At 42.2% G+C, this 12,811-nt stretch carries 9 protein-coding genes; 3 read left to right on the top strand and 6 right to left on the bottom strand.

The window, feature by feature from the left end; genetic code table 11:
* Positions 1–124: 124 nt before the first annotated feature.
* From Q0688_RS00510 to Q0688_RS00500, 3 genes are all read right to left on the bottom strand, one after another.
* Positions 125–1,297 (bottom strand): hydroxymethylglutaryl-CoA reductase, encoded by a 1,173-nt coding sequence (locus Q0688_RS00510; RefSeq protein ID WP_299071621.1) that lies wholly within the window; start codon positions 1,295–1,297, stop codon positions 125–127.
* A 146-nt stretch (positions 1,298–1,443) separates the two neighbouring features.
* Positions 1,444–1,953, bottom strand: coding sequence for an RNA methyltransferase (locus tag Q0688_RS00505; protein ID WP_299071618.1), 510 nt, complete (start codon positions 1,951–1,953; stop codon positions 1,444–1,446).
* A gap of 1 nt (position 1,954) precedes the next feature.
* Positions 1,955–2,971 (bottom strand): aldo/keto reductase, encoded by a 1,017-nt coding sequence (locus Q0688_RS00500; protein WP_299071615.1) that lies wholly within the window; start codon positions 2,969–2,971, stop codon positions 1,955–1,957.
* Positions 2,972–3,112: 141 nt separating this feature from the next.
* On the opposite strand from Q0688_RS00500, the gene Q0688_RS00495 reads away from it, so the two are divergent.
* The gene (locus Q0688_RS00495) at positions 3,113–3,511 is read left to right on the top strand and encodes a TerB family tellurite resistance protein (RefSeq protein ID WP_299071612.1); all 399 of its coding nucleotides are present in this window, start codon (positions 3,113–3,115) and stop codon (positions 3,509–3,511) included.
* Here the strand turns inward: Q0688_RS00495 and Q0688_RS00490 are convergent.
* The 3 genes from Q0688_RS00490 to Q0688_RS00480 are packed head-to-tail and all read right to left on the bottom strand — an operon-like array spanning position 3,508 to position 11,083.
* Positions 3,508–6,591, bottom strand: coding sequence for an efflux RND transporter permease subunit (locus tag Q0688_RS00490; RefSeq protein WP_299071609.1), 3,084 nt, complete (start codon positions 6,589–6,591; stop codon positions 3,508–3,510). The two genes, Q0688_RS00495 and Q0688_RS00490, sit on opposite strands and share 4 nt — an antisense overlap.
* Entirely contained in the window at positions 6,584–9,931 is a 3,348-nt protein-coding gene (locus Q0688_RS00485) for an efflux RND transporter permease subunit (RefSeq protein WP_299071606.1), read from the bottom strand. Before Q0688_RS00485 ends, Q0688_RS00490 begins: the two co-directional genes overlap by 8 nt.
* Positions 9,932–9,940: 9 nt before the next feature.
* Positions 9,941–11,083 carry an efflux RND transporter periplasmic adaptor subunit gene (locus tag Q0688_RS00480; protein WP_299071603.1) on the bottom strand — a complete coding sequence of 381 codons (1,143 nt, stop codon included), beginning with the start codon at positions 11,081–11,083 and terminating at the stop codon, positions 9,941–9,943.
* 287 nt (positions 11,084–11,370) lie between these two features.
* Here Q0688_RS00480 and Q0688_RS00475 point away from each other — a divergent pair, with 287 nt between their 5' ends.
* Together Q0688_RS00475 and Q0688_RS00470 are read left to right on the top strand one after the other, a co-directional pair.
* Positions 11,371–11,817, top strand: a complete 447-nt coding sequence (locus Q0688_RS00475; protein WP_299071859.1) for a YaiI/YqxD family protein — start codon at positions 11,371–11,373, stop codon at positions 11,815–11,817.
* A 215-nt stretch (positions 11,818–12,032) separates the two neighbouring features.
* Entirely contained in the window at positions 12,033–12,761 is a 729-nt protein-coding gene (locus Q0688_RS00470) for a hypothetical protein (RefSeq protein WP_299071601.1), read from the top strand.
* The last annotated feature ends 50 nt before the right edge of the window (positions 12,762–12,811 follow it).

The raw sequence follows: 12,811 nt of genomic DNA, 5'->3' as shown, positions 1-12,811 counted from the left end.
CTCAGAGAACACCAGCGACTAATTGTTAGGATGAATTGGTATAAATTTAAGCACATTTATTCTTCACCTCTTTAAATACAAAAAAGCCCAGCAAATGCTGGGCTTGGTATTTTCGGTTTAAAATCTATCTATTGCGACCCATTTGGTCGTGGCTACTTACCCAATGACCAGCAATAACGGCGCAACCTAGAGATATATCACCAGCAAGCACTGTTGCCGCTACAATTTCTGCAAATTTCTCGGCTTTGCCTTTACCCACACACCCTAACATTTGTAGGCATTCGTTTTGTGTAGGCAAGCCAGTTCCCCCACCAAAAGTCGCCACAATAAGTGAAGGCAATGTCACCGACATATACAAATCGCCATTATCTAATAATTCATGTGACAACATACCTGCATGAGATTCCACTACATTGGCTTCATCTTGACCTGTAGCAATGTATAAAGATGCTATGCCGTTAGCAGAATGTGGGCCGTTGTAAGCAGCGCCGGCCATTTGTGCACCTGTGTTAGCCAATACGGATGCACCTGCCAACATTTTTGTATCCACCTTCATTATCTTGGCTAGTACTTCTCTTCTAAGCACTATTTCAGCAATCACTCGCTTACCACGTGAGTGCAGCACATTAAGGTGCGAGTGTTTTTTATCGGTATCCATGTTGCCAGATAACATATACATGCAAGGAATAGGCGAATTGGCTTTTATCCACTCACAAGCAATTAACGTTGCCTTACCTACCATGTTCTGACCTGCAGCATCTCCCGTGGTGTAGTTAAAACGCAAATATTTTGTTTTGGATACTGACCATTGCTGAATATGTTCAAGTTTACCCACACTAGTAGTGGATTCAGCTGCCGCTTTGATTTTGTCGAAGTTTTCTTCAACCCAGTGGCCAAAATCTCTGGCTTCACGGGCATCGTTAAAGATAAAGGCCGGCGCTCTTTGCATATAGCCTTCAACGACTGTGGTTTTAACGCCGCCACATTCGTTGATAACTCGCATACCTCGGCTATAGCTGGCAACTAATGTACCTTCTGTCGTGGCGAGAGGCACATAAAAGTCGCCTTGCGCATGTTCGCCGTTGATTTTTACTGGCCCCGCGACGCCAACTGGCATTTGAACAATACCAATAAAGTTTTCCACGTTGCCAGGTAGTACAGCAGGATCGATACTAAATTGACCTGTATGGGTCAGATCGGCACCGGTTTTTTGTTTGATAAACTCTCGACGTGCTCCAGCCATTTCGGCTGTATGGTCGTTTTCAGAACTACGGGGGATGCGGTTATTATCACTCATCGGATATTCCTTCTATTTTATCGCGTGACTTAAAACAATATTTACCATTATGTGGGTTTCATATTCACATGGCTTGAGATAGAAGACAAAGGAAAATGCTTAGGGAATATAAAAAACTTAACATTTTGTTAACTTTTGCCGTTAAATCAATCTTTTTGCTGGTATTTTGTTCTGTTGTTGGTGTCGCGACTGGCTTTTATTAGCTGATCATCACTGGGCATGGCTGCATTTTTTGCCAAGCGATCATAAAGTAGCACATTCACTGTGGCTGCCAAATTCATACAGCCAATAGTGGGTATATAAACAACCTGATCGCATTGATCGATTATGTCCTGTTCTATCGAGCCATCCTCCGGGCCAAATATATACAAGGCATCTACTGGATGCTTAAAAAGAGGCAAAGGTGTGGCCCCTTCAACCAGTTCTACCGCTACTTTAGTTAGATGTGAATCTTGTATGGGGTCAATAATAATTGGTACTTGGGTGACCGAAACATTGAGATGAGCATTTTTGGTATCCGTACTAAAGGCTTTGGCCCTAGCATAACGCTCACCTGTGTAACGAATGCTTTGGGCTTGATAACAACCCGACGCTCGTAAAATACTACCCATGTTTTGTGGGCTTTTGGGATTAATAATGGCTAAGTGAGCTGGCAATTTATTGTCCTAATATAGTATCAATATGAGTAAGTTCTTGTTGGCTAAAGTCGAGTGTGTCGAGGGAAGCCACACAGTCTGCAATTTGGTTGATATTGCTAGCACCTATAATGGCGCTAGTGACAGCTTTATTGTTTAATACCCAAGCGAGGGCCATTTGGGCTAAAGATTGCCCTCTCTGCCGTGCTAATTCGTTGAGTTGCTTTACTTTGGCGATTTTATCTGGGGTGATATTATTCTGATTTAAATAAACCTGTTCGCTACGAGCAGCACGAGAACCTTGGGGTACACCATTAAGATATTTGTTGGTTAACAAGCCTTGAGCCAAAGGCGAGAACACTATAGCGCCTATTTTTTCCTCAAGCAATACGTCCGTTAAACCGTTCTCTATCCTGCGATCAAACATATTGTAACTAGGCTGGTGAATAAGCAGCGGCGTACCTAAGTCTTGTAATATGCGAATGGCTTGTTTGGAATGAACTGCTGAATAACTGGAAATACCTACATACATAGCGCGTCCAGAGCGCACAATATAATCCAAGGCTTGCATGGTTTCTTCCAAAGGCGTGTCGGGATCATAACAATGTGAATAAAATACATCAAAGTAATCAAGCCCAGTGCGCTTTAAACTTTGGTCACAACTAGCCACCATATATTTACGAGAGCCTCCCATACCATAGGGTCCTGGCCACATGTCGTATCCTGCTTTGCTAGAAATCAGTATTTCGTCTCTGTAAGGCTTAAAACTCTTGGCCATAACCTGACCAAATGTCGTTTCGGCAGAGCCATATGGGGGACCATAATTATTGGCTAAATCGAAATGATTAATACCTAAATCAAAGGCGCGATGTAGCATACTTTTGGCATTTTCAGAGGAGTCTACTGCTCCAAAATTTTGCCATAATCCTAATGACAATGAAGGTAATTTTAGGCCGCTTTTTCCACATCTTTGATAGGACATACTCTTATATCTATTAGGTGCAGCTGAATATTGAAGGCCAGGATCATTTTTTGTCATTTTTAGTTACGAAGATTGAAATTTTGCGTTAGCCTAAACCAAAGCACACTAATTCTCAATTTGCCTTGTGAATTCCATATGGCTATGAGGTAAAACATTGATAGTAGTTTGCTTATGAACTGTATTTAAAAGGAGATAATAATGAAATTTGACTTGTTCATACAATCAATAGATATGGGGCACTGCCCTGACCAAATCCAGCGACAGGCGTTATTTGATTTAGTGTTATTTTTGATTGTTTCAGATGGTGTTATTTCTGAGCATGAAACAGATTTTATGCAAAATTGGCTGGATAGTATTGAGTGGAGTGCTGATGTTTGTAAAGAAGAGTATTACACCAGCACCTTGTTAAAATGCTATGCCGCTATAAAAACCCATACAGTGAGCGATTTTTTGCTCCATAGAGCCAAGTTATTAGTAGACTTCCATATGAAACAGCAAGCCATGACACTCGTAAGAAGTGTTGCAATTGCTGATGGTGAGTTAGATGAAGCAGAACAACAGGTGATTAACCTGTTGTCTGACGTCTTAGAGGATTAAATAACGCGACTAACTAGTTGTTTGCTATTAAGGAGCATTCCATGGGTTTTCGCTCTTAATTTTAGCAATAACAAATAGGCTAAAGGTACCAAAACCAAACTCGTTAAGGTTGAAAATATCAAGCCTCCAATTATAGCAATAGCCATAGGTGAGTAGGGCGGGCCGTCACCGCCAATTTGAGTACTGCCCATGGCTAATGGGATCAAGCCTAGCACTGTAGTGGCAACTGTCATCAAAATGGGCCGTGCTCGAGTTAGACAAGCCTCGATAATCGCTTGTTGCACAGCACTACCTGCGTTGACTAACTGATTTATTCTATCTACCAGCACTATGCCATTGTTTACCACTATTCCCATTAAAATTAGCATGCCAATCATAGTCATAATCGACATAGGTAACCCCACAGCAAACAAGGCCCAAAATACCCCTGTCATGGAAAACAACAGAGAAGTGATTACCGCAGTAGGCAATAACAAAGATTCAAAAAGTGCCGCCATCACGATGTAAATCATTATGACGGCCAATAACATATTGGTTTGCATGGCCGTTTCATTTTGATTTTGACGTTTTATACTGCCATCGAAGGTCCAATTGTATCCTGAAGGCAAGGTGATGTGTTGCATCACTCCTTCAATACTGGTTTGGGCATCTTCTAGAGTCACCCCTTCTTGTAAATTGCCGCCTATGCTAATGGAGGTTTGTCGGTAATTGCGGTTTATCTCAGAAAGCCTAGGTTTAACCGTTAATGTTGCCAACATATCGAGTGTTACGTTTTGTCCCGACGCTTGGCTGATAGTTAGGTTTTTAAGGGCTTCGACAGAATTTTGCAATTTTTGGTCGTACATTAGGCGAATGGCTTCTTCTCCGGTTTCGCCATAACGAAAGGTACGTAAGTTTGAACCTCGTAACGCCGTTGCCACTACTCGGGATATATCACGGGTATTTAACCCAAATCGAAAGGCTTTTTGTCTATCAATGACAATCTGTAATTCTTGTTGTTCTTGCTTACTATCGGTTTTTACATCGGCAAATCCTTCAACATTTTTCAAAATCGGCACAATTTGCTCGGCAATTTGAGCCAGCCTTTCGGTGGAATCGCCTATTATGGTCATTTGCAGGCCTCCACCGTTACCTTGATCCCACTGGAAACTGGGTTTCGCCCGAACAAATTTCGGTAGGCTATCGATAATTTGTTTTTTCAATTCAGGTAATGACAAGGGCGCGTCATCTGTTAAGGAGATGCTCGATACCGCGTGACCCGCAGTGTAATAACTGTAAATTTGCTTTATATAAAACTTCTCTTGATTGGCATAGAGATGTTTTTCCATTTTGCTGACTGTTTTTTCCACTTCTTCTAAATTGAAACTGCCTTGGATATCATAATTTAACCAAACTCGGCTTTGATCATCATTGTTGTCATCATCACCAGTTACAAACTGCATAGGAATGGCAGTACTGGCTAAAATCAACAAAGCGATAACGCTGGTTTTTCCTTGATTTTTTAAAGACCAAGTAAGCATGGTTTTGTATACGTTTGAGATTTTACTCGGCGCTTTTGGTTGAGTGTTATTAGGCGTTATTGGCCGCTTACTTTTGATTTTACTAGAAAGCAATGGAATTAAGGTCTGAGAAATCAATAATGACGCAAACAAAGAGATACAAATAGCAATGGCTACATGCTCTAAAAATACAGTGACATTAACTTTCGCCCCGACAATATTGGGTAGAAAAACAATAGCCGTGGTGATTGTTCCTGCGGTCACTGCCAAACTGACTTTGCCCACTCCCGCTTTTGTGGCGGCTATCACATTAGTGGTCTTTTGTTTCTCCTGATAGATACTTTCAGTTACTACCACAGCGTTATCGACTAACATGCCGACGGCCAGCATCAATCCCATCATAGACAACACATTAATGGTATAACCTAAAGCGTACATACACCCTAGTGTGATACAAATACTAAAAGGTACCGACAGCACCACCAATAAAGTGCTGGTGATGTTACGCAAAAAAGCATACAGCACCATGAGCGACAACAAGGCGCCAATAAGACCCGCATACAACAGGTCAGAAAGGGACTCGGTAACGCTTTCAGCTTCGTTTTCCATAATAAATAACTGAATACCGTTAAACGCTGGATTGGCATTGGCTGCGTTGATAACCGCCATAACATTTTTAGACACCTCTACCATGTTACTGGTGGACTCTCGAAATATGTTAAAACCTACGGCATAAGATTGGTCCAAATGCCGCCCTTCAATACGCCTTGGTTTTTCGTATTGAACTAGGGCGATATCGCTAAGGCGAATGCCTCTTTTTACCGTTAAATCGCGGATTTCCTGTAAGCTGGTAAATTCTCCTTGTGGGTTAACGGTGATTTTTTGCTGAATATCTCCATCAAAAAAGCTACCCGCCGTCAGTGAGAAATTTGCTTTGTTTAGGGTGCTGGCTAATTCGTTGGTGTTAACATGTAACGCCGCCATGAGTTTTTGGTCGAGGCGTATAGATATTTGCTTTTTAGTGACACCATAAAGCTCTACCTTAGATACCCCGTTGACTCTTTCTATGGGTCTTTTTAAATTACGATCAAGAATGTCGTAGGCGCTAGAAAGATCCCTTTCACTTGAAACCCGTAATGAAAATATCGGCATATCACTGGTGTTAAATTGGTAAACCAACACTCTTTCTACATCTTCAGGTAATTGGGCGCGAATAGCATCAATCTTTTCTCTGGCTTCTATTCCCTTAGCTTTGAGATTTTCATCCCACCCGAACTCTAACCTAATTAGTGCAGCGTCTTCAGATGAACTCGAACGTAAACGTTTGATCCCAGACATAGTGGCCAGTGCTTCCTCTATCGGTCTGGTGATCATTTTCTCAACTTCTACAGGTGTTGCGTCTTTGTAGGGGATTTGAATAGCCATTTCAGGAATATCGATGCTAGGAAACTTTTCCAAAGGCAATAGTTGGCTAGACAAGATCCCAAATACCAACATCGATATAAATAGCATCATAATAGTGACAGGGCGGCGCATCGCAAAATCTGCCAAAGCCGAGCCGGCGGTTTCGAATTTATCCATAAACTGTCTCCCGCGGTTTGTCATCTGTCTGACTCTTCTCTGGCTGGACTGCGAATTGTTTACGGTCGAACATGCTATAGATCACGGGAATAAAAAATAAGGTTAACAAAGTCGCAAACAACAGGCCGTATATTACTGTGATGGCCATTGGGGTACGAATTTCAGACCCTTCGCCTAAGCCCAGCGCCATGGGTAATAAACCCAAAGACGTGGTGAGAGTTGTCATCAAAATAGGGCGCAAACGACTTTGCGCCGAGGCAAGGATTGCCGCACTTTTATCAAGCCCAGAGCTGCGCAATTGGTTAATGCGATCAATCAACACTATGGCGTTATTCACCACTATACCTGCCAGCATAATCAAGCCAATAAATACCACAACACTGATGTGGGTGCCTGATAGGTAAAGGCCGTAAATCGATCCCGCGCACGCTAAAGGAACAGTAAACAAAATCAATAATGGGTGTAGAAGTGACTCAAATTGTGACGCCATGACCAGATACACTAAAAATATCGCTATGGCTAAAGCAAACTGTAGCGATTGAAAACTGTTTTTCATTTCTTCGTTTTGACCAGCCACTTTTACCTGCATATTTATAGGTAATCTTAGTTTGTCTACATGTTGCTGTACGGCAATCACCGCTTCGTTTAAGTCGCCATAATTGAGATTGGCAGATACCACAGCTACCCGCTCTTGACCCATTCTAGTAATTTCACTTGGGCCAATCGACATACTAATATCGGCTACGGCGGCCAATGGAATTGACGGGGTTGCTCCAGGGTTGACAATAATTTGTCCGATATCGGCAATAGAATCTCGCTGTTTTTCTATGGTTCTCACCAGAATGTCGACTTTGCGGTCATCAATACTAAATTTACTGGCGACTTCTCCGGCTATTTTAGCCGCTACAAGTTTTGATACATCAGGGGCGTTAATACCTAATTGTGCCAACTTTGCGTGGTCAAACTTGATTTTTAGTTCTGGGTTACCCGATTGTAATGAAGATTTAACGTCTGCAAATCGGTTATCGCCTTGCATGATGGTTTGCAACTTTTGACTGTACTTAGCTAAGCCCTGCAGGTTGTAGCCGACAATTTGAATGGCTAATGGTGTGGCAAATGTAAAGAGTTCAGGTTTACCAAACTTACTATTCACACCAGGTTGGGATGCTAGATAATGCCGCATTTTATTGATAACTGATTGATTGCTTAGTGCAGAACTGCCGGACTCCATTACCACATTGAGCTTGCCCCAATATTCACCGCCTCCAGCACTGGATTTATTGAGTAGACTGCCGGTGCCCGCTAAGGCATAGGTACGTTTTACACCCGCTAACTCTTTGGTATAGCTGGCAAGATCGTCAATAACTTGGTCTGTACGGCTAAGTGGTGAACCCGTAGGCAAGGAGACTTCTACGAAAAACTCCCCCTGTGACATATCTGGGATCAGCTCCATGCCCAATTTAGGAATAAGTAAAATGGAACTTAAAGAAACGGCCATTACCGCTACTAGTACAAGCACTCTCATTTTCATGGCAATAGTCAATGCGGCTAAATAGGTTTTTTCTATAAACAAAAAACTCTTATCAAATAGCCATAAGAGAGGGGTAAACAAGAGCCCAGCGACTTTGCATAGGACCCTAAATAGCAAAATAACACAAGCACTCAACGCAAACGGGATAAAGTGAAAAATCACTTTTACTAGGCCATGAAATGGCAGAGCGAGATAATGAAAAAACCAAGCCAACTTAGTTGAAGGCTGTGTTTTAACCGGACTATCCCCTAAATCTAATGGCGCATAAGTATGCTCTGAGTCCCTTGATTTTTCTCTGGCGGCCAACATAGGAATAAGGGTTAAGGCAACCACCAGAGACGCTGCTAACGCAAAAGTAACGGTTAAAGCTTGGTCGCTAAACAATTGTCCTGCGATACCCTCTACAAATACTAAGGGGAAAAACACCGCCATAGTAGTAAGGGTTGAGGCAATAATCGCCATTGACACTTCTTTAGTACCCTTGGCTGCCGCTTGCTTAAAATTTCTAGTCTTGCTTTTATGCTGAGCGATGTTTTCTAACACCACTATGCTGTTATCAACCAGTAGTCCAATGGCCAGTGCTATTCCTCCTAAACTCATGATATTTAGACTTATATCATTGGCGTACATGAGGTTGAAGGTGGCAATGATTGACACCGGAATGGAGATTGAAATGATTAAGGTAGTCCAAATATTCTTAAGAAATAAAAACAGCACTAACATTGCCAACAAGCCGCCAATTAGGGCGGCGGACTTAACTTGATCAATGGCGCTGGCAATAAACTTGGATTGGTCGTAAATCAACTGTAATTGATAATGGCTGGGAATATGCTCTTGTAGCTGGGCAATACGAAACTGAATATTTTGTGCCACTTGCACAGTGTTGGCGTCTCCTTCTTTGTAAATGGCTATTTCTACGCCCTCAAAACCGTCAAATCGGTTGATTGAAGTAGGCTCTTTGTGGGCGTCTTGAATAATGGCAATATCGCCTAAACGAATGTTTTTGCCCATTTTATTAGCAATAAACAGATTACGAATATCATCCAAGGTTTGAAATTGATTTAGGGTGCGCACCAAATATTCTTGGGAGCCGTCTTTAACCCGACCGCCAGAGCTATTAATGTTCTCTTCTTTTAAACGTTTAACTACCTGACCTACCGAGATATTTAACTGACTGGTTTTTTCTTGATCGAGCAATACCTGAATTTGATGCTCTAAACCACCGCCAACTTTGACAGATGCCACGCCTTGAACCGATTCTAGTTGGCGCTTGATTTGTTCTTCACCGTAAAGCCGTAATGCCATAATAGCTTGCTGGCTTAGTGGCGTAATTTGGCTTTGTTGTTCATGACTGGCATCGGTTGATGCTAAGGCTGAAACGCCTCCTAAGCCATAGCGCATAACCGCATCTAAACTAGGGTTAAAACGCAGTAAAATGGGCTTTTTTACCTCAAGGGGCAATTGTAAGGTATCTAGTTTTTCTCGGACTTCCAGACTAGCTAAGTCCATATCGGTACCCCATTCAAACTCTAATAGCACGTCAGATTGACCGGCTTTAGAGGTTGACGTGACACTACGCACACCTTTTACCACCCCTATGGTTTCTTCAATCGGCTTGGAAACAAGTTGTTCAACTTCAGCCGGTGCGGCGCCTAAATAATCAGTACGAATTGTTAAAGTAGGGTAGGATAATTCGGGCAGTAAATTAATCGCCAACCGTGACAAGGACACCATGCCAAATAAAATAACCGCTAAGGTAAACATCCATACCGTAACGGGGCGTTTAACCGCAATATCTACAATCTTCATTGGTATGCCTTACCCGTTAGCTAATTGATTAGTTGCATCCTGAACAATTTCAACCAGTTCACTCGGGTTATTGTCATTCACAACATCCACCGGCGATTGATCCTTAAGATTTTGATGGCCAGTGATCACTACCGTTTCTGATCCAGTTAGGCCAGCTAACACCTCGACTACTTCACCCTCTTGATAACCTAGTGTGACCGATTGTTTGCTAGCAATACCGTCTTTTACGGTAAATACATTGACGCTATCGTCTATGGCAAGTAGGGCTCTACGAGGTAAAAGTACCGCATTCTGTTTAGTGTCGTAATTTAATTTAACTTGAGCAAACATGCCGGATTTGAGGAGGTTACGAGGATTGGGGACCCGTAACGTCACCTTAAAAGTGCCAGTTTTGGCGTTGATAACGGGGCTAATACGCTCCACGAAGGCAACAATGCTCTTTTGATCGAAAGCCGTTAAATCTAATGTGGCATGCTGTTCTTTATGTACTTTAGACAGCTCTTTTTCAGGTAAATGTACAATGCCGTATAGTTCTTTTTGTTGCACTATATGAAACATGCGTTCCCGCTGAAATGATTCACTTAAATTACCAACCTTGGCATTTCGCTCTGCAATAAAGCCTGCGATAGGCGCGGTAATCGTGGCTTCTTTAAGATCAAGCTGTGCCAGTGAAAGCGTCGCTTTGGCCGACTCGTATTGAGCGGTTAATTTGTCATAGGTGTCGTCGCTGACTAACTTTTTATTATACACCTTGTTAATTTTAGCCAACTCTTTTTCAACACCTACTAGATCGGCCTTTGCTCTATCAAGGTTTAAGTGATAACGGCGCGTCTCTATTTGCGCCAAAATTTGGCCTTTTTCTACATAGTCACCTTCTTCAACATAGATATGCTGAATGATCCCAGAGGCTCTAGGTACCACAAATGCTTCTTCTTTTGCTTCTAATACTGCAGTAGTGGCGTAATTTGATGAGATATCACCGATCGATACTGATGACACTTCAACTGGAACCGATATCACTACCTGTTCTGCGGATTTGTCATCTATCGCCTCGGCTTCACCGCAACCACTCAGTAGACTCACTGAAAGTAAAATGGGCAATATCGAAAGTAATTTGAAACTGATATTTTTGTCTATTGTGGCTAGTTGCATGGTTTATTTCCTGAAAGCGTATTAAAGTCGCGCATGAGTTGTTTATAATCACGGATATAGCACCGACCATGCCACAAAAACAAAATCCTTTTAAAACAATTGGATAGCGGGTATCTGCAGTTGGTGTTTGCAAATCAAAATCGCTATTTTAGTGAGATTAGCCACTTGTTGGTGTAAATGATTAAGTCATCACCCAATGAAATTATTATATTCACCCCAATACTAAAGTGGCAGCCCGTACAAGGTTCATAGAGTTTGGGGCGTTAATCATGCAGAGAGAATTAAAAATGAAAATATGGGTAGATGCCGATGCGTGTCCTGTGGTGATAAAAGACATTATCTGCCGCGCCGCAGAGCGTACACAAATCGAAACCATTTTTGTCGCCAATCAATATATTCGTACACCACCATCAAAAGTTATCCGCTCTATGCAAGTGAGCGCAGGCTTTGATGTGGCAGATGATGAGATAGTAAGGCTAGTGGAGATGAATGATTTAGTGATCACTAGCGATATTCCCCTAGCTGCCGAAGTCATAGAAAAAGGTGCACAAGCACTAAGCTCAAGAGGGGAGTTGTATACTACAGAAAATATCCGCGCTCGGCTCAATATTCGGGATTTTATGGATACCATGCGCGCCAGCGGCGAACAGTCAGGTGGGCCAGCACCGTTAAATCAGAGTGATAGGCAAAACTTTGCTAATCATTTAGATAGGATATTAACGGCTTATAGTTAAGATAAACCGCCTATGAATGCACCCTAAATCAATGGCCTACAATAATTTTAAGGTGAAAAATAAGCTATGCTTTACTGGATGAATTGAGTCAAATAAAAGGATGGCCGTTGGTTTTTGTTACTTTAACTTTTCGTTAAATGAACGGTTTGAAGTTGTCCTATTAGGGCCAGCTTGCGATATGCACATAATACCATAAATGGTATAAGGAGAGTTCAATGAACACCACAAGGGCCTTACCTATATGGGTACAACATTGGTGGGTCTGGTTCGCAGCAATCTTTGGCATTTCGTTTGTATCATTCTGGCCTAGCTTCTTTTCAGCTATTGTTAATGTTGAAACGCACCTTGTTATTCATGGCGTCAGCGCAATCGCCTGGATGTTACTGACAATTATCCAAGCAGGTTTAATCAAAAGTGGCTGCCGAAAATATCACCGTATCGTAGGTTATTCATCTATTCTGTTTGCTGCGGTATTAGTGGTGAGTGGCTTATATGTTGTGCAGACCATGATTTTGAAAAATGGCGGTATGGTAGACGGGATCCCCACCACGGCCATTAAGTTTTTCTACATTGATATGACCGCTCTGATGTTGTTTTGTGTTTTTCTTGGGTTGGCGATCAAAGCCGCACGAAGGGGCGATATTGCACTTCACTTACGGTTAATGGCCTGCACCGCCATTCTGCCACTCGAAGCTGCGCTAGAGCGAACTTTTATTTATGGGACCCCAAGTATTGTCCCTAATTTCAATACCGCTCTTTATGCATCTGTTATCACTCTTATTGTTCTCTGCGCTGTGCTTGTAGCGCTCGAGTGGTGGTACAAGCGAATACGTTGGCCTTTTTTAACCATGCTGGCCTATTATGTGGTCACACTTCTTACGACAGATATTCTCGCACGAGCTCAGTGGTTCAACGCTATGGCCATTAGTTACGCTAACCTATAACCCTAAAAAAGAAGCCATTCACAACGTGCGATCCTATATGACTAAAACTT

The organism is uncultured Paraglaciecola sp., from assembly GCF_937123705.1.
Lineage (GTDB): Bacteria > Pseudomonadota > Gammaproteobacteria > Enterobacterales > Alteromonadaceae > Paraglaciecola.
Note: the sequence above shows the minus strand (reverse complement) of the source record. Positions and strands in the feature narration are given on the sequence as shown.

Bases quoted from the DNA above. Each gene is read 5' to 3' on its own strand.
- Q0688_RS00510 (WP_299071621.1), bottom strand. From the start codon at position 1,297: ATGAGTGATAATAACCGCATCCCCCGTAGTTCTGAAAACGACCATACA.
- Q0688_RS00500 (WP_299071615.1), bottom strand. From the start codon at position 2,971: ATGACAAAAAATGATCCTGGCCTTCAATATTCAGCTGCACCTAATAGA.
- Q0688_RS00495 (WP_299071612.1), top strand. From the start codon at position 3,113: ATGAAATTTGACTTGTTCATACAATCAATAGATATGGGGCACTGCCCT.
- Q0688_RS00490 (WP_299071609.1), bottom strand. From the start codon at position 6,591: ATGGATAAATTCGAAACCGCCGGCTCGGCTTTGGCAGATTTTGCGATG.
- Q0688_RS00485 (WP_299071606.1), bottom strand. From the start codon at position 9,931: ATGAAGATTGTAGATATTGCGGTTAAACGCCCCGTTACGGTATGGATG.
- Q0688_RS00480 (WP_299071603.1), bottom strand. From the start codon at position 11,083: ATGCAACTAGCCACAATAGACAAAAATATCAGTTTCAAATTACTTTCG.
- Q0688_RS00475 (WP_299071859.1), top strand. From the start codon at position 11,371: ATGAAAATATGGGTAGATGCCGATGCGTGTCCTGTGGTGATAAAAGAC.
- Q0688_RS00470 (WP_299071601.1), top strand. From the start codon at position 12,033: ATGAACACCACAAGGGCCTTACCTATATGGGTACAACATTGGTGGGTC.